At 77.2% G+C, this 17,113-nt stretch carries 16 protein-coding genes; 6 read left to right on the top strand and 10 right to left on the bottom strand.

The window, feature by feature from the left end; translation table 11 throughout:
- On the bottom strand, positions 1-184 hold a 184-nt coding region (locus tag AC5FZL_RS09245; protein ID WP_493618290.1), incomplete at its 3' end, for a hypothetical protein.
- 460 nt (positions 185-644) lie between these two features.
- On the opposite strand from AC5FZL_RS09245, the gene AC5FZL_RS09240 reads away from it, so the two are divergent.
- Together AC5FZL_RS09240 and AC5FZL_RS09235 are read left to right on the top strand one after the other, a co-directional pair.
- Positions 645-1,178, top strand: a complete 534-nt coding sequence (locus AC5FZL_RS09240; RefSeq protein ID WP_493618289.1) for a hypothetical protein — start codon at positions 645-647, stop codon at positions 1,176-1,178.
- 643 nt (positions 1,179-1,821) lie between these two features.
- Positions 1,822-2,706, top strand: a complete 885-nt coding sequence (locus tag AC5FZL_RS09235; RefSeq protein ID WP_493618288.1) for a DeoR/GlpR family DNA-binding transcription regulator — start codon at positions 1,822-1,824, stop codon at positions 2,704-2,706.
- 62 nt (positions 2,707-2,768) lie between these two features.
- Here the strand turns inward: AC5FZL_RS09235 and AC5FZL_RS09230 are convergent, their stop codons facing one another.
- The 6 genes from AC5FZL_RS09230 to AC5FZL_RS09205 form a co-directional block, all read right to left on the bottom strand.
- Entirely contained in the window at positions 2,769-3,671 is a 903-nt protein-coding gene (locus tag AC5FZL_RS09230) for a cold-shock protein (protein WP_493618287.1), read from the bottom strand.
- A 175-nt stretch (positions 3,672-3,846) separates the two neighbouring features.
- On the bottom strand, positions 3,847-5,082 hold the full coding sequence (locus tag AC5FZL_RS09225) for an MFS transporter (protein ID WP_493618286.1): 1,236 nt from the start codon (positions 5,080-5,082) through the stop codon (positions 3,847-3,849).
- Positions 5,082-6,782, bottom strand: a complete 1,701-nt coding sequence (locus AC5FZL_RS09220; RefSeq protein WP_493618285.1) for a flavin monoamine oxidase family protein — start codon at positions 6,780-6,782, stop codon at positions 5,082-5,084. Before AC5FZL_RS09220 ends, AC5FZL_RS09225 begins: the two co-directional genes overlap by 1 nt.
- Positions 6,779-7,570: a nitrilase-related carbon-nitrogen hydrolase gene (locus tag AC5FZL_RS09215; RefSeq protein ID WP_493618284.1), complete on the bottom strand. Its 792-nt coding sequence runs from the start codon at positions 7,568-7,570 to the stop codon at positions 6,779-6,781. Before AC5FZL_RS09215 ends, AC5FZL_RS09220 begins: the two co-directional genes overlap by 4 nt.
- Positions 7,571-7,639: 69 nt before the next feature.
- Entirely contained in the window at positions 7,640-8,374 is a 735-nt protein-coding gene (locus AC5FZL_RS09210; protein WP_493618283.1) for a hypothetical protein, read from the bottom strand.
- Positions 8,371-9,057, bottom strand: coding sequence for a SatD family protein (locus AC5FZL_RS09205; protein ID WP_493618282.1), 687 nt, complete (start codon positions 9,055-9,057; stop codon positions 8,371-8,373). Before AC5FZL_RS09205 ends, AC5FZL_RS09210 begins: the two co-directional genes overlap by 4 nt.
- A gap of 124 nt (positions 9,058-9,181) precedes the next feature.
- Between AC5FZL_RS09205 and AC5FZL_RS09200 the strand changes: the two genes are divergently transcribed.
- From AC5FZL_RS09200 to AC5FZL_RS09185, 4 genes are all read left to right on the top strand, one after another.
- A complete protein-coding gene (locus AC5FZL_RS09200; RefSeq protein WP_493618281.1) occupies positions 9,182-10,021 on the top strand; it encodes a glycerophosphodiester phosphodiesterase family protein in 840 nt (279 codons plus the stop codon).
- Positions 10,018-11,448, top strand: a complete 1,431-nt coding sequence (locus tag AC5FZL_RS09195; RefSeq protein ID WP_493618280.1) for an MFS transporter — start codon at positions 10,018-10,020, stop codon at positions 11,446-11,448. The genes AC5FZL_RS09200 and AC5FZL_RS09195 overlap by 4 nt, the downstream gene beginning before the upstream one ends.
- A gap of 66 nt (positions 11,449-11,514) precedes the next feature.
- A complete protein-coding gene (locus tag AC5FZL_RS09190) occupies positions 11,515-12,324 on the top strand; it encodes a DUF899 family protein (protein ID WP_493618279.1) in 810 nt (269 codons plus the stop codon).
- 207 nt (positions 12,325-12,531) lie between these two features.
- Positions 12,532-12,882 (top strand): RNA polymerase-binding protein RbpA, encoded by a 351-nt coding sequence (locus tag AC5FZL_RS09185; protein WP_493618278.1) that lies wholly within the window; start codon positions 12,532-12,534, stop codon positions 12,880-12,882.
- Between the two features lie 162 nt (positions 12,883-13,044).
- On the opposite strand, the gene AC5FZL_RS09180 is transcribed toward AC5FZL_RS09185, so the two are convergent.
- From AC5FZL_RS09180 to AC5FZL_RS09170, 3 genes are read right to left on the bottom strand one after another with little or no spacing between them, the layout of a single operon-like run.
- On the bottom strand, positions 13,045-13,779 hold the full coding sequence (locus tag AC5FZL_RS09180) for a polyprenol monophosphomannose synthase (RefSeq protein ID WP_493618277.1): 735 nt from the start codon (positions 13,777-13,779) through the stop codon (positions 13,045-13,047).
- A complete protein-coding gene (gene lnt / locus AC5FZL_RS09175) occupies positions 13,776-15,413 on the bottom strand; it encodes an apolipoprotein N-acyltransferase (RefSeq protein WP_493618276.1) in 1,638 nt (545 codons plus the stop codon). The genes AC5FZL_RS09180 and lnt overlap by 4 nt, the downstream gene beginning before the upstream one ends.
- Positions 15,407-17,092 (bottom strand): amidohydrolase, encoded by a 1,686-nt coding sequence (locus tag AC5FZL_RS09170; RefSeq protein WP_493618291.1) that lies wholly within the window; start codon positions 17,090-17,092, stop codon positions 15,407-15,409. The genes lnt and AC5FZL_RS09170 overlap by 7 nt, the downstream gene beginning before the upstream one ends.
- Between the last annotated feature and the right edge of the window lie 21 nt (positions 17,093-17,113).

Raw genomic sequence — 17,113 nt, 5'->3', positions numbered from 1 at the left:
CCATCCAGGTGGCCACCAGGGCCGGGTCGAGCACGGCCAGCGCGGAGGCGGTGGCGGGGGACTCGCTGGCCAGGTCGAGGAGCTCGCGCAGCGCCCAGGAGCGCTGACGCCGGGTGGAGGCCGAGGCGCCCTCGAGGGTGGACAGGTAGCCGGCGACCAGGGCGGCGGACGGGTGCTCGCTCATCTGACGATGATAACGGAACCAAGCCTGAGCCATGCAGCTCCCCTCGCCTCCCAGCCCGGCGCCGGGCGCCTTCCCCGCCGGGTTCCTCGCGGCGAGGGCTAGAGCTGCGCGGGTCGTGTCAGGGGAGTCCCGACTGGTTCGTGGCCATGCTTCCGTTATCAGATTCCTCCAGCGGTCGATGGCCCTGCCGATGAGGAGCACGACGCGGCGCGGACCGCCGGTGAGTTCTCCAGGAAGCCCCAGGACGCCGGCCCGGCGCTGCAGCGAGCCGCACCCGGGCGCCCCCGAGCGCCCCCGAGCGCCCCCGAGCGCCTCCGAGCGCCTCCGTGGCGCACGAGGACCGCCGTCGCACAGGAGGGACCGAGGAGCCCGGGTCGATCGACGGTGTTGATCTCCAGACCAGGGGAGTGCGACGCTGGGGCCGCGACCAGCCCGAGCACCTCAGCGCCGAGGAGTGCCGATGAGCGACCTGCAGTCCGACCCGCCCGCACCCTCGAGCGCTGCGCCGTCCCCGGGCCAGGTCGCGCCCGGCCGGGCCCCGACGCCCTGGGAGGCGCTCAGGGAGCAGCTCGGCAGCCACCTCGTGCAGGGCGAGCCCGTCCAGCGCGCCGGCGTCACCGTCGTCCCCGTCGCCCGGGTGCGCGCCGGAGCCGGTGGAGGCGGCGGCGGCGAGCCGGGCGCCTCGGGCAGCGGCGGCGGTGGCGGCTACCTGGCGCGTCCGGCCGGGGCCTGGGTGATCACCGACGCCGGAGCGGCGTGGAGCCCCGCGGTCGACGTCAACCGGATCGTCGCGGGCGGCCAGCTGCTCGCCCTGGCCGTCACGGTCGCCCTGGCGCTGCGCTCCGCCCGCCGCGCACCCTCGAAGCCGCAGCGCGTTCCGGGAAGGACGCCGGCCAGGACCCCTCGCAAGCCTTCGGGGACGGCCTGCAGCTGCACCCAGGGGAGGCGTTCCTGGCGCTCGTCGACCCCCGCTCCACCACATGTAATGACATAACGTTGATTATCGGCGTAGTGGGAGAGCTGCCGAGAGCCCACGTCGCAGCGCGTCCCGACGGCCGTCAGCGGACGCTCGGACCGGGTGCCGAGCTCGCTGCCGACGTCGCTGCCGAGCTCGTGCAGGAAGCGATCGTCGCACCCTCGGGTGCCACCGCACCGCAGGCCTGGCCGTCCGGACGCGGCGCGGCACCTCCACGGGTTCCTGCGCGGCGAGCAGCGCCACCAGGCCCGGCCAGCTCGCGAGCCCGAAGCCGTTCGAAGCCGTTCGAAGCCGTCCACGAGCCGGCCGGCGCGGTGGCTCGGCAGCGCGGCGAGGCTCCGGTCCGGCTCGAGCGCCAGCAGGGGCCCGCCCAGGCGCGCGGCGTACCAGGCCACGCCGCGGCGCTCGGATCCTCCCGGCGCCGCGCTCGCCCGACCTCACACCGGCGCCGCGGTGCGCACACCGGCGATGAGCAGCAGCGATCCGGTCCGCCGGGAGCTCGTCCGCGGTGACCGAACAGCATTCTCACAAGCGACCACCGATCTCACATCGCACCGCTGCTGTGCTCTGTGAGCACGCCTGTGAGCACAGCCTGTGAGATTGGGGACGGCTGCCGCTCCCCCGTACCTCACAGTCAGCACGCACGGTGTTGGATGTGAGGATGGACGGATCCCGCAGCGACCAGGTGCTGGCCCTCGTGCGAGCCGGCGGCCGGGTGCCGCTGGGCGACCTGGCCGGACGGCTGGGGGTCTCGGAGATGACCATCCGCCGCGACCTCGACGCCCTGGCCACCCGTGGCCTGGTCCAGCGGGTGCGCGGTGCGGCGGTCGCCCTGCCCGCCGACGGGAGCGCGCCGAGCACCTCGGCGCCCGCCCTGGCTGCCGTCCCGCGACCGGCTCCCAGCCCGGCGACCCCCGGCCCGGTGACCCCAGCGGCGACCACCCCGGCACCGGCGCTGCGGCCGAGCCCCGTCCCGGACGACCAGCTGCGCCGGGAACCGGAGAGCGAGGACGAGCGGATCGCCGCGGCGGTGCTCCCCCTGCTCGTCCCGGGCACCAGCGTGCTGCTCGACGCCGGCCCGGCGTCGCGGGCGCTCGCCCGCCGGCTGCACGGCCACCGCGACCTCACCGTCGCCGTGACCGACCTGGCCACCGCCGCCGAGGCCGCCGTGCACGCCGGCGTCCGGCTCATCGTCCTGGGCGGGGAGCGGCGTCCCGGGGAGGAGGCCCTCGTCGGCCCGCTGGCCCTGGCCGCCCTCGACGGCCTGTCCTTCGACACCGCCGTGCTCACCGCCGCCGGCGTCCAGGCCGGGGGCGGGTGGACGACGACCAGCGCCGAGCGGGCCGACCTGCACCGGGCGGCGCTGGCCCGGGCCGACCGGGTCGTGCTCACCGCGGCGTCCGCGGCGCTGGGCCGGCGCGCCCTGGCCCGCGCGGGCGCCCTGGGCTCGGCTTCGGCGCTGGTCACCGGCGCCGGTGGGGCGCCCGAGCAGGCCGCGGTGGTGCGCGCCGCACGCAGCGAGGGGGTGGAGGTGGTCCTCGTCTGAGACGGATCTCAGAGCGGGAGCACCTCCACCCCCTCACGGGTGGTGCGGGGAGCGCGCTGGGCTCAGGCCTTGCGCACGTCCTCGGCCTGCAGGCCCCGGTCACCCGGGACGGCCTCGTAGCTGACCCGGTCGCCCTCGTCGAGGCTGCGGTAGCCGTCGGTGTCGGCGATCGCGGAGAAGTGGACGAACACGTCCTGCCCGCCGTCGTCGGGAGCGATGAAGCCGAAGCCCTTCTCGGCGTTGAACCACTTCACCGTGCCCTGGGTCGAACCGCCGCCGCCACCGCTGGGACGGCTGGAGCGCTGGGGGGCCGCGGAGCGCGCACCGCGGTCCTGGCCGTAGCCACCGCGGTCCTGGCCGTACCCGCCGCGCTCCTCGCGCGCCGGGGCCTGGCGCGGGGCGCCGCCGACGGGGCTGACGTTCTCGGCCTGCAGGCCGCGCTGGCCCTGAGTGGTGTCGTAGCTGACCTGCTGGCCCTCCTCCAGGCTGCGGTAGCCGCCGGTGTCGGCGATCGCGGAGAAGTGGACGAACACGTCCTCCCCACCGTCGTCGGGAGCGATGAAGCCGAAGCCCTTCTCGGCGTTGAACCACTTCACCGTGCCCTGCGAGGCCCCGCCTCCGGAGCGGTTGGAGCGCTGGGGCGCCGAGGAGCGCGCACCGCGGTCCTGGCCGTAGCCACCGCGGTCCTGGCCGTAGCCACCGCGGTCCTGGCCGTAGCCGCCGCGCTCCTCACGAGCCGGCGCGCGCCGCGGCGCCCCGCCGAGGGAGCGCACGTTCTCGGCCTGCAGGCCGCGCTGGCCCTGGGTCGCGTCGTAGCTGACCTGCTGACCCTCCTCGAGGCTGCGGTAGCCACCCTCGTCCGCGATCGCGGAGAAGTGGACGAAGACGTCCTGGCCGCCGTCCGCGGGCTCGATGAACCCGAACCCCTTCTCCCCGTTGAACCACTTGACCGTGCCCTGCGGCATCCACCCGCTCCTGAACGTCTCGTCATCTCCACGGGTCGGCATCCCGCCCGCTGTGCGTCCCCGCGCCGCCCGGACGCCTTCCCCGGCTCCGGTCGGCGCGACCGACGACCCCCAGTGTCCTCCACTCCGGGCCGTTCGCGCACCGCGCCGGGCGAGCGATCTCCGCGAGGGCCGATCAGGACCCCGTCGGCGCCGGCTCCGGCGGGCGCGGAGCGGCCAGCCAGCGGCCGGCGGCGAGCACGGTGAGCGCCGCTGCCGCACCGGCCAGCACGGTGAGCAGCAGGGCGCTGCTCGCGCCGGCGCGGTCGATGGCGTGCCCGGCGGCGGCCGCGCCGGCCGAGACGCCGATCCCCATCGCGGTGCTCACCCAGGTCAGGCCCTCGGTGAGGCGGCCGGGCTCGACGAGCTCGCGGACCAGGGCGTTGCCGCTGATGATCGTCGGGGAGATGCCGACGCCCGCGACGACGAGGGCGCCGGCCAGCGCCGGCACGGAGTCGACGAGGGCCACCGGCACGAGCAGCACCGCCATGAGCGGCATCGCGACCAGGAAGCGGCGGGCGTCGGAGGAGCGCCACTGCACCGCGCCGTAGACCAGGCCGGCGACCAGGCTGCCCGCCGCGTACAGGCCCAGGACCGCTCCGGCCAGCCCCGGCCGCCCGCGCTCCTCGGTGAACCCGACGGTGATCACCTCCACGCTGCCGAAGACCACCCCGAGGAAGGCGAAGGCCACGACGAGCACGACCATCCCCGCCGAGCGCAGCACGCCGGTGCCCACCGCCGCGCGCGCCCCCGAGGGCGTCGGCTCGGTGGCCCGCTGCGCGAAGAGCGCCCCTGCTCCGACCGCGACCGCGGCCGCGGCCGCGAGCAGCGCCCAGGCCGGACCCGCCTGCGTGGCCAGCAGCGTCACGGCCACCGGGCCGACGAGGAAGACGACCTCGTCGAGCACGGACTCCAGGGAGAACGCCGTGTGCAGGCGCGCGGTCACCGCTCCCCCGGCCCGGGTCAGCACCCACGACCAGCGGGCGCGCACCAGCGCCCCGACCGAGCCGATCGACGAGCCCATGACCACCGCGGCCGCCCACAGCGCCGCCACCGGCGCGCCGCCGGTGGCCAGCGCCACGAGCGCGACGATGCCGAGCACGTGGACGAGCACCGCCGGGCGCATCACCGCGGCCTGCCCGTGGCGGTCCACCAGGCGCGCCACGATCGGGGAGCACACCGCCTGCACGACGGCGTAGACGGCGGCCACCGTGCCGGCCGTGCCGTAGGAGCCGGTGGCGCCCTCGACGAGGAAGACGATCCCGATCCCCAGCATGGAGATCGGCATCCGGGCCAGCAGCCCCGCCGCCGCGAAGGCGGCGGCGCCCGGCTCGCGCAGGACCTCGCGGTAGGGGTTGGGCAGCGCGAGCATCAGTCCAGGTCGACCGGGGCCAGCTCGGCGAACCGGTCCCCCGGGCCCGGGTTGCCCGGGGCGCTCGCGCCGCCGAAGTGGCGCACCACCCCCCACACCGCGTTCAGCCCGGTCGTCACCGCCCCCTCGGCCCAGCCGGGGGTGAAGGAGATGTCGTCACCGGCGAGGAACAGCCCGCGCTCGGCCGGCGGGCGCTCGTCGTGCACGAAGTGGCTGAACAGGCGCCGCTGGTAGCGGTAGTGCCCGGGCAGCGCCCCGCGGAAGGCGCCCATGAAGTTCGGGTCGGACTCCCACGAGACCGTCAGCGGCTCCCCCACGATGTGGCTGGCCACGTCGACGTCGGGGTAGACCTGGCGCAGGCTGGCCAGCATCCGGCGCACCCGCTCCTCGGTGCTCAGCGCCAGCCACTTCAGGGCGTCGTCGTTCCAGGTGTAGGACAGGCAGATCACGGCCGGCTCGTCGTCCCCGCCGCCCTCCCCCTCGAGGAGGTAGGTGGCCCGCGTCATCCGGTCGGTCAGCGTGGTGCTCATCACCCGCCGCCCGGTGACCGGGTCCACGTCCCGCCAGAAGGGCCGGTCGACCATGACGAAGGTCTTCGAGGACTGCGCGTAGTGCGAGCGGTCCATCGCCATCCAGGTGGCGTGGTCGAACAGCGCCTCCTCGGTGTCGATGCGCGCCGAGAGCAGCCACGACTGGCAGGTCACCACCGCCGCCTCGAAGGTGCGCTCCCCGCCCCAGCGGTCGGTGACGACGATGCCGCCGCCGGGCTGCCGGCGCAGCGCCGACACCCCCGGGCGCGGTGCCCCGCCGTGCAGGCCGCGCAGCGAGGTGCCGGCCGGCCAGTGCACGGCGTCGTCGACCTGCCGGGCCCACAGCCGCAGCGGCACCTGCTGGGCCCCGCCGACGATGCGCCGGTGGTCCTCGTCGGCGTCGGTGAGCACCACCCGCAGGATCTCCAGGATCGAGTGGGGGAAGTCGGTGTCCCAGCCGCCGGTGCCGAAGCCGACCTGCCCGAAGGCCTCGCGGTGGGCGTAGGGCAGGTCGCGGAACGCCCGGCTGGCGGCGATGAACCCGTAGAAGCTCGTCTCGTCGAGCACCTTGACCATCGGGTCCCACAGGGCCTTGACGGCGCGCAGGTCCCGCGCGGCGATCGCGTCCTGCAGGGCCGAGAAGCCGACCTCCTCCAGCGCCGAGGACCACGCGGCGGCGACCTCGCCGAAGAACGGGGGCAGCTGGTCGGGGGTCTCGGCGTAGTGCACGTGCCCGCCGAGGTCGATCACCGTGCTGGCCGTCGCGGTCGACAGCGGGTTGGGGAAGGGCGCGGTGGCGACGCCGAGGGCGTCGACGTAGTGGAAGAACGCCCGCCCCGAGGGCGGGAAGCGCATGCCGCCGAGGTCGGCGACGACGCCCTCGACGCCCTTGAAGCGCGCAGAGCGCAGCCGCCCGCCGATCTGGTCGGCCTCGTAGACCACCGGGCGCAGGCCCATCCGCATGAGCTCGTAGGCGGCCACCAGCCCGGCCATGCCGGCGCCGATGACGGCGACCTCCGCGCCGTGGGCGTCGGAGGGCACCGAGCCCAGGCCGGCGGGCGAGGCCAGCCACTCGTCGTAGGGGAAGGGGAAGTCGGGCACGAGCATCGACACCCCCGGTCGGCCCGCGGGCACCTCGCCCCAGCCCACGTCCCCCGATGCCGACGTCATGCGCGCTCCTCCTGGTCCCAGCTCCGGTACACGTGCGGCCGCAGCTCGGCCACGTAGGGGTTGCGGGTGCGCACCGCGGCCAGCGCGGCGGGGTCGACGTCGGCCACCACCAGCGCCTCCCCCGGCTCCTCGCCGGTCACGGCGCCCACCGCCAGCACGGCGCCGTCCGCGCCGGCCACGACGCTGCCGCCGCAGAACGCCGGACCGCCCTCGGGCTGTCCCCCGCCGGCGTGGTTGGCGTAGACCACGACCATCCCGTTCTCCATCGCCCGTGCGGGGATGAGCACCCGCGCCACCGCCGGGTCCTCGACCGCGGTGGGCACGCAGAGCACGTCGGCCCCGGCGCGCGCCGCAGCGCGCGCCGGCTCGGGGAACTCCGCGTCGAAGCAGACCGCGACGCCGACCCGCAGACCGCCGAGCTCGACGACCAGCGGGGCGCCGTCACCGGGCGCGAACGCGGCCCGCTCCCCCGGCCCCCACAGGTGCACCTTGCGGTAGCGGCCCAGCAGCCGCCCGGCGCCGTCGCAGACCGCGGCCGTGATGCACCCCTCGAACGGCTCGGACCACACCTGCGCCACGCCGTGCCGGGCGGCGCTGGCCCGCACGGCCTGCGCGATCCGCGGGGTCGCCGCGGCGGCGTCCAGCGCGTACCCGGTGGCGAACATCTCGGGCGAGACCAGCAGGTCCACCCCGGCGGCGGCAGCGGCCGCGGTGGCGGCGTCCAGACGGGCGAGGTTGTCCTCCAGCTCCCCCGGGCGGCCGGCGGCCTGCCAGGCGGCGACCCTCACGGGCGGCGTCCGGCGGGGCGGGAGGGCGAGGTCACCGGGGCATCGTAGGAGCAGCCCCTGGCCGGCCGATCACCCGGCGAGGCGGACGAGGGCGGCGACGGCGACCGCCAGCAGCCAGCTCGTGAAGGTGCCGACGAGGAAGTACTCGGTGACCACGTCGGCCGCCCCGCGCTGCTCCTGCTTGGCCGAGCGGATCTCCGGCAGCCGGAGCACGCCCTTGGCCGCGATGACCACCGCCGCGGCCGTCAGGTCACCGGCCAGGGCCAGGCCGAGGATGAACGTGCGCTCCAGCGGCCCGAGCAGGCGCCCGCCGCGCAGGCTCGCCTCCCCCGTGACCGGCGGGGTGCCGGCCGCGGACAGCACCAGGCGCACGACGCGGTTCGCGCTCGCGAGCAGGAACAGCGTCCCGGCCACGGCGGTCAGCGCGCCCTCGACGCCGACCCCGGCCAGGCCCGGCAGGTCCAGCCCGGCGTACCAGCGCGCCAGCGGCCCGGTGACCGGCGGCGCGACGGGCACGAGCGCCAGGACGGCGAGGCCCAGCACGGTGATCGCCGCCAGGGGGGTGCGCCCGGAGGCGCGCAGGCGCGAGGAGTCCGCGGCCACCCACACGAGCGCGGCGAGGACGCCGACCGCGGCGAGGACGCCGGCCCCTGCCCCGGGCGCGGCGACCAGGCCCAGGCCGAGCGCGGCGGCGGCCCCGGCGGCCAGCGCCACCGCAGTGCGCCGCGGGGAGGTGGCGTCGGGCGACCAGCGGACGAGGTCGACCACGCCGAGGGCCAGCAGCAGCGCGGCGAGCAGGCTCACCGCAGCTCCCGCAGCAGGTCGTGGCCGGCGAGCACCGCGTAGGCGCCGGAGCGGGTCAGGGACTGCGAGACGGCCGGCTGGCCGATGCCCTCCTGCGCCGCCATCGCGGACTGCTGCTCCCCCAGCAGCAGGGCGCGCAGCAGCCGCAGCTCGCGGGCGCTCATCCGGGCCAGGATCTCGTCGCGGCAGGCGAGGAAGGCGTTGACCGCCGCTGCCCCGCCGTCCGTGCCACCGTCCGTGCCGCCGTCCCTGCCCTCCTCCACGGCGTACCAGGTGCGCACCGAGCGGCTGCGGGGCTGCCCGGCGCGGCTGCGGGCGGTGTCCACGGCCGAGCGCGCCGCCCACCAGGCCGGGCCGTCCTGGGAGACCAGGTCGCGGTCGGCGTCGAAGACGGTGAACGAGCCGCGCCCCAGGCCGTAGCGGGTGTCGACCTCGGGCAGCAGCGCCAGGCGCACGAGCAGTGCGGCCAGGGCGGCGTCGGCGACGGTGGCGTAGGCGCCCTGGAACTCGTCGCCCAGGGTGACGTCGAGCGGCTGCACCGAGGGCACGAGGGCCTCGACCTCGGCGAGGGCGCGCACGAGCGCCTGCTGGACGGCGGCCCGGTCGGGGTGCTCGCGCGAGGAGACGAGGTCGCCGATGAGGGCCACCGCGGTCCGCGGGCGCGGGGCTGCTGGTGTGGGCACGCCCAGCATCACACCATCACTGATGTCCGCTGTCTATCAGCCATTCCGTGATCTCTGCCGGAAATCACTCCGCTCACGCCGAACCCACCCCGTGGCTCCGGCGACGTGCGCCAGACTGCCCGCCGTGAGCCGCTACCTCGACGTCGAGGGCCCGATCGCCCTCGCCCACCGCGGCTTCACCGCGCCCGGCTCGACCGGTGCCCTGGAGAACTCCCTCCCCGCGTTCGCGGCCGCCGTCGACCTCGGCTACCGCTACCTGGAGACGGACGTGCACGCCACCTCCGACGGCGTCCTCGTCGCCTTCCACGACGCCACCCTGGACCGCGCCACCGACGGCCGCGGGCCGATCGCCGCCCAGCCGTGGTCGGTGGTCTCGCGCGCGCGGATCGCCGGGCTCGAGCCGGTCCCGCGCCTGGAGGAGGCGCTCGCGGCCTGGCCGCACGTGCGGTTCAACCTCGACGTGAAGGCCCGCGGCGCGATCGCCCCCCTCGTGCGGGTGCTCACCGCCGCGGGGGCGGTGGACCGGGTCTGCATCGCCTCGTTCTCCGAGCGCCGCCGGCGCGCGGTCCTCGCCGGCCTGGCCGCGGCGGGCCACCGCCACGTGACGTCCTCGGCCAGCCGGCAGGGCGTGGTGCGCTTCCTCGCCGCGGTCGGTGCGGGGCTGCGGGGACGGGCGCTGCGCGCGGCGGTCGGCGCCGACTGCCTGCAGGTGCCCGAGCGCTCGGGGCGGCTGCCGGTGCTCACCGCGCGCACCCTCGCCGCGGCCCGCTCGGCGCACCTGCCCGTGCACGTGTGGACCGTCGACGACCCGGCGTCCATGCGCCGCCTGCTCGACGCCGGCGTCGACGGCCTGGTCACCGACCGCGCCGACCTGCTCCGGGAGGTGCTGGCCGAGCGCGGCCAGTGGCCCGCCCCACCGATCCCCCCGCGGATCCCCCCGACCGACGAGGAGGCCCGACCGTGAGCGCCGCCGCTCCCGCGCGCCCGCTGCCCGCCACCCGCCGGCGCCACCAGCGGGCCTGGTACGTCTACGACTGGGCCAACTCGGCCTTCGTCACCACCACGGCCACCGTGCTGTTCACCCCCTACCTGACCGCGGTGGCCGAGCAGGCCGCCTGCCCGGACGGGGTCGGGGAGGTCGGCGGTGCCTGCCGCACCGCCCTGTCGGTGCTCGGCGTGCCGATCGCCCCGGGGTCCCTCGCCCTGTACGTGGTGACCGCCGCGACCCTGCTCTCGGCGCTCGTGCTGCCGGTGGTCGGCGCGCTGGCCGACCGCTCCCCCGCCCCGCGCCGGCTGCTGGGCGCCTTCGCCTGGACCGGGGCGGCGGCCGCCAGCGCCATGGTCCTCGTCGCCGGCGCGGACTGGCAGCTCGGGGCGCTGCTGCAGCTGGTCGCGACGGTGTCCCTGGGGGCCTCGCTCGTCGTCTACGACGCCCTGCTCGTGCAGGTGGCCGAGCCGGACGAGCGCGACGCCGTCTCCAGCCGGGGCTGGGCCCTGGGCTACGCCGGGGGCGGGCTGCTGCTGGCCGCCGACCTGGCCCTGGTCTCCGGCCACGCCGCCCTGGGGATCACCGAGGCGACGGCGGTGCGGCTCAGCCTGCTCACCGCCGGGCTGTGGTGGGCCGCCTTCACCCTCGTGCCCTACCTGGGCCTGCGCGGGCTCGACGCCCGGGGACCGGCGATCGACCGGGCCCCGGGCGGTGCGGCCGAGGCGGCCGGCGACCGCTCGGGCGGCACCGGACGAGCGGTCGCCGCCGCGTTCGCCCAGCTGTGGCTGACCCTGCGCTCGGCGCGCACCTACCCCCAGACGCTGCTCTTCCTCGCCGCCTACCTCTTCTTCAACGACGGCATGCAGACCGTGATCGGCACGGCCAGCCTGTACGGGCAGGCCGAGCTCGGGTTCGAGCAGTCCCAGCTGATCGTGGCGATCCTCCTGGTGCAGTTCGTCGCCTTCGGCGGGGCGCTGCTGTTCGGGCGCATCGCCGCGCGGGTGGGCGCCTACCGGGCGGTGCTGGGGTCCCTCGCGGTCTGGCTCGTCGTGATCCTCGCCGGCTTCGCCCTGCCGGCCGGGCGGTTCCTGCTCTTCCTGGCCCTGGCCGCCGGCATCGGCCTCGTCCTCGGCGGCACCCAGGCGCTGTCGCGCTCGATGTACAGCCAGCTCGTGCCGCGCGGGCGCGAGGCGGAGTACTTCAGCCTCTACCAGGCCGCCGAGCGCGGGACGAGCTGGCTGGGCACCCTCGTCTTCGGCCTGGTCTTCCAGCTGGCCGGCTCGTACCGGCCGGCGATCCTCTCGCTCGTGGTCTTCTTCGTCGTCGGGGGCCTGCTGCTGTGGCGGGTGGACCTGCGCCGGGGCATCCGCGAGGCCGGCAACGAGGTGCCCGCCCTCGTCTGAGCGCCCCGCCCCCGAGCGGTCCGTGGGCCGCGATGAGTTCCGGGCCCGCCCCGGGTCTGAGAGGCCATGAGCACGTCGCAGGACCGGACCACCGCGCTGCCGGGCCGCCCGCCCGTCGTCGACCTCGCCACCTGGCAGGCCGCCCGCGACGAGCTCCTCGTCCGCGAGAAGGCCCACACCCGCGAGGGCGACGCCCTCGCCGCCGCCCGCCGCCGCCTGCCGATGGTCGAGGTCGACGCGGCCGTGGAGGTCGTCGGCCCCGACGGCCCGGCCCCGTTCCTCGACCTGTTCCAGGGCCGCGAGGAGCTCGTCGTCTACCAGCACATGTGGTACGACGGCGCGCCGCACCAGGGGCAGTGCGAGGGCTGCACCACCACGGCCTGGCACCTGGACGACGCCGTCTACCTCCACGCCCGCGGCGTCTCGTTCGCCGTCGTGACCACGGGCGCCTGGGAGGAGGTCGCTCCCTACGTGGCGTTCATGGGCTACCGCCAGCCCTGGCGCTCGGTGCGCGGCGTGGAGGCGCCGATCGGCGGGGAGATGGGGCACCTCGTCTGCTTCCTGCGCGACGGCGACCGCGCGTTCCTCACGTACTCCACGACCGGGCGGGGCAACGAGGCGGCCAACGGGTCGCTCGCCCTGCTCGACATGACGCCCTACGGGCGCCGCGAGGCGTGGCAGGACGACCCCGAGGGCTGGCCCGAGGCCCCCCAGGTGGGCCCGGTGGGCGGGCACGGCGTCCCGGTCTGCTGGTACTGGCGCAGCGACGCCGACGGCGCCGCCACCTGGGGCCCGACCAGCCGGCCCGTGCCGCAGTGGGCCCGCCCCGGAGCGGCGCCCGTGCAGACCCTCGGCCGAGGTGGTCAGCACCACTGAGGCGCCCTCCGTTCGCGCACGGGGTGTAGCGGAGGTCACACTGCCCGTGGCGGACGGCGGTCAGATGCGCGGAACACAACGGCGCCGCCGGCCGTTGTGCACAGTGCATCTCGCCGAGCGGGAAGCGTCCGCCGGCCCCACCAGGGCCACCACGGAGCGTTCCCGCCGCCGCTGACCGGGCGGCGCACACAGACCTGGAGGAAGACCATGAGCGACCGGAGCCTGCGCGGAACTCGACTGGGCGGGTCGAGCATGGAGAGCGAGGAGGGCGTCGAGCTGGCGCCCCGCCAGCTCGCCGTCTACGACTGCCCCCAGGGGCACGTGACGAAGCTGCCCTTCTCCATGGAGGCCGACGTGCCCTCCGTCTGGGAGTGCCGCTGCGGCGCCGAGGCGCTGCTGCGCAACGGCGACGCGCCCGAGGTCAAGGCCGTCAAGCCGGCCCGCACGCACTGGGACATGCTCCTGGAGCGCCGCTCCGTGGACGACCTCGAAGTGCTGCTGCAGGAGCGCCTGGCCAAGCTCCGCAACGGCACCCTGCACCAGCGGCGCAGCGCCTAGCGCGCGTCGCTCCCCCGCGGCGCGCACCCCCCTCCGCGCCGCGATCCCGGGTGATGGGCCCACCACCCCCACGGGCCCCCCGGGCCGGACCGGCCGCACCCACCCGGTGCGGCCGGTCCGTCGTCTCCAGCGCCCTCCGGGGCCTGCGCCCCTCAGCGGCCCTCAGCGCCGCACGAGGCCGCGCAGCTGGCGGGCCCGGTGGCCCACCCCCCACGCCGTCGTGCGCCACAGGGCCTCGCGCACGATCCGCCCGCTCATCTTGCTCGTGCCGGCGGCGCGCTCGACGAAGGTGATCGGCACCTCCACCACGCGCAGGCCGGCCCGCACCGCGCGCCAGGCCAGGTCGACCTGGAAGCAGTACCCCTGGGAGTGCACGGCGGCGAGGTCCAGGGTGCGCAGCGCCTGCGCCCGCACCGCCCGGAAGCCCCCCGTGGCGTCCCGCAGCGGGAGGCCCAGCGCCACTCGCGCGTAGGTGGTGCCGACCCGGCTGAGCAGCTCGCGCCGCCGGGGCCAGTCGACCACCGAGCCGCCCGGCACCCAGCGCGAGCCGAGCACGAGGTCCGCGCCGGCCTCGAGCGCCTCGAGCAGCCGCGGCAGCTGCTCGGGCTGGTGGGAGCCGTCGGCGTCCATCTCCACGAGCACGTCGTAGCCGCGCTCGAGCCCCCAGGTGAAGCCCGCCACGTAGGCGGCGCCCAGCCCGGCCTTGCCCGGGCGGTGCAGCACGTGCACGGCCGGGTCGGCGGCGGCCAGGGCGTCAGCGACGGCTCCGGTGCCGTCCGGGCTGGCGTCGTCGATGACGAGGACGTCGGCCGCGGGCACCGCCGCGCGCAGCCGCGCGAGGGTCAGCGGCAGGGACTCGCGCTCGTCGTAGGTGGGCGTGCAGACCAGGACCCTCATCGACGTCCGGCCCCGAGCGGGCGGCGGGCGCCGCCCTGCGGAGCACCCCGCTGAGCGCCGCGCTGAGCCCCCCGCGCCAGCGCGCCGCCCGCGGCGACGAGCAGCCCCGCGCCGGCCAGGAGGGCCTCGAGCGGGACGCCGGCGCGGCGCAGGCGGTCGGCAACCGTGGCGCCGGTGCGCAGCGGCAGCTCGGCCTCGAGCACGGCCGGGGTGAACAGCTCGGTGCGCTGGGTCGCCGTGCCGTCGGGCAGCACCAGCGCGCTCTCCCCCACGGTGGACACGTGCACCACGGCGCGGCCGTGCTCGACCGCCCGCAGCTGCGACATCGCCAGCTGCTGGGCGCTCTCGTCGGTGTAGCCGAAGGTGGCGTTGTTGGTCTGGACCACGAGCAGGTCCGCGCCGGCGTCCACGACGTCGTCCACCAGGCCGTCGTCGACGACCTCGAAGCAGATGAGCACCCCCGCCCGCGCGCCGGCGACGTCCATCACGCCCACCTGGTCGCCGGGCACGAAGTCGGCGCGCACGAGGTCGACCGCGGAGGTGATCCGGCGGAAGAAGGCCCGGTGGGGGACGTACTCCGCGAACGGCACCGGGTGGCGCTTGGCGTAGGCGTCGACCGCGCCCTGCCCGGCCTCCCACAGCAGCGAGGTGTTGCTCAGCCGGCCGTCGTCGCGGACCAGGACGGCCCCGAGCAGCAGCGGGGCTCCCGCGGCCGTGGCCGCCGCCTCGATCTGCTCGGCCGCGTCGTCGTTGCGGAAGGGGTCGATGTCGCTGCTGTTCTCCGGCCAGACCACGAGGTCCGGGGCCGGCGCGTCCCCCGCGGCCACCCGGTCGGCGAGCACCTCGGTCTGCGCGACGTGGTTGTCGAGCACCGCCCGGCGTTGGGCGTTGAAGTCCAGCCCGGCGCGCGGGACGTTCCCCTGCACCGCCGCCACCTGCAGGGAGCCGTCGTCCGCGGCGGCCGGGCGGGGCACCAGGGCGCCGACGCCGACCACCGCGGTCGCGGCCAGCGCGGCCGCCACCGGACGCGCCCAGCCGGAGGCGCCTCGGGCGGTGCGGCGGCGCAGCAGCAGGGGGTGCGCGGCCGCGGCCAGGAGCGCCCCGGCCAGCGCCACGGCGAAGGAGACCAGCGGCGCCCCGCCGACGGCCGCCAGGCCCAGGGTCGGCGCGTCCGCCTGGGAGAAGGCCACCCGCTGCCACCCGAAGCCACCGAAGGGCCAGCGCGCGAGCAGCCCCTCCAGCGCCACCCACACCCCGGCCGCCCCGACCGCGCGCGCGAGCGTGCCGACGACCGGGCCGCCCGGGCAGCGCGAGACCAGCGCCATCAGCGCAGCCGCGACGGCGGGGAACAGCGCGCAGACGATCGACAGCGGGATCCAGGCGATGAGGCCCACGTAGACCCCGGTCCACGACAGCAGCGGCAGGCACAGGCCCAGGCCGAAGACCAGGCCGAGCAGCGCCGCCGTCCGCACCCGCGCGCCGCGGGTGACGAGCACCAGCGCGCCGATCCCCAGGGGCGCGAGCGGCCACAGGCCGGGCTCGGGGAAGGCGAGGTAGGTGGCGACTCCCCCGGCCGCCGCCACCGGCACGGCGGCGCGCAGGGGCAGCGCCACCGGTGCGGCGCGCTTCAGCACGGGCCCACCTGCGCCGCCGCGGAGCGGCTGGCCTCCTCGGCCCAGCCGGGCGCGTCGTGCACGACCGCGCCGCGCACCGCCGTGCGCAGGCAGCGCGGGGCCGGCGTCCCGGGGGTCAGGTCCGGCAGCCCCGGGGTGCCGGAGCGGGCGTCGGTGCTCCACGCGGCGAAGCGGTCGTCGGGCGCCTGGACGACGAGCTCGGCCGGCTCCCACACGGCGAACGTGGCGGGCGAGCCGGGCACGAGCACCCCCTCGCCGTCGCGCCGCGCCGCGCGCCAGCCCCCGCGGGTGGAGGCGAGGAAGGCCGCGCGGGCCGAGATCCGGTGCGCGGGCTCGGTCGCGAAGGCCGCGGCCCGCACGGCCTCCCACGGGGCCATCGGCGTCACGGGGGCGTCCGAGCCCAGGGCCAGCGGGACGCCGGCCGCGGCCAGCGGGGCGAAGGGGTTCAGCGCCCGCGCGCGCGCCTCCCCCAGCCGCGCGGCGTACATGCCGTGCGCGCCGCCCCACAGGGCGTCGAAGACCGGCTGCACGCTGGCGGTCAGGCCCAGGCGCGCCATCGCGGCGATCCCGTCGGCGTCGACGCCCTCGACGTGCTCGAGGCGGTGGCGCGCCCCACCCAGCGCCGCGGCGCCCACCACGTCGGCGGCCGCGGCGAACCCGGCCAGGACCTCCGCGACCGCGGCGTCGCCGATGACGTGGAAGCCGGCCTGCAGCCCGGCGCGGGTGCACGCCACGACGTGGTCGCGCACCGCGTCGGCGTCGAGGTAGCGGTGCCCGCGGTGGCCCTCGCCCAGCCCCGCGCGGGCGGCGTCGGCGTAGGGGGCGTGCAGGGCCGCGGTCCGCGAGCCCAGGGAGCCGTCGACGGTCAGGTCGCCGGCCAGCCCCAGCAGGGCGCTGGGGTCGGGCAGGTCGAGGGCGGCGACGAGGTCGCGGGCGGCGTCGGCGTCGGCCACCAGCTCTCCCCACATCGCGAGCACCGTCGGCGCGGCGACGCCCTCCTCGGCGGCCAGGGAGAGCAGGGCGCGCAGGTCCTCCGGGGAGCCCACGTGCGGGGCCGCGCACTCGTGCACGCTGCCGATGCCCGCGGCGACCGCCGCCGCCAGCGCCGCCCGCTGCACGGTGCGGCGACGGGCCGGGGCGAGGTCGCGGGTGGCGTCGCGGGCGCTGTGGTGGGCCTCGCGCTCGACCCGTCCCTCCCCTCGCCAGCCCGGCTGCTGCGCCAGGGCGAGGCGCGCGGCGAGCGAGGAGGAGACCACCGCGGAGTGGACGTCGACGCGCGAGAGGTACACCTCGGCGCCGCCCGCGGCGCGGTCGAGCTCGGCCGCCGTGGGGCCCCGCCCCTCGGGCCAGGCCGTGTCGTCCCAGCCCGACCCGAGCACCTGCTCCCCCGGGTGCGCCGCGGCAGCCGCGGCCACGGCGTCCAGGGCCTGCGCGAGGCTGGCGGCGCCGGACAGGTCCACGCCCGTCAGCGCCAGCCCGGTCTCGGTGACGTGCACGTGGGCGTCGACGAACGCAGGGGTCACCAGCGCCCCGTCCAGCTCGACGACGACGTCGGCTCCGGAGGCCGCCGAGGCCGCGGCCTCCTCCGACCCCACCCACGCCACGGTGGGGCCCTCGACGAGCATCGCCGTGGCGAAGGGGTCGGCGGGGCTGTAGACGCTCCCCCCGCGGTAGAGCACGCGGGAGGGCGCGGGGCCGGC

It is taken from the genome of Quadrisphaera sp. DVD1, from assembly GCF_058932755.1.
Note: the sequence above shows the minus strand (reverse complement) of the source record. Positions and strands in the feature narration are given on the sequence as shown.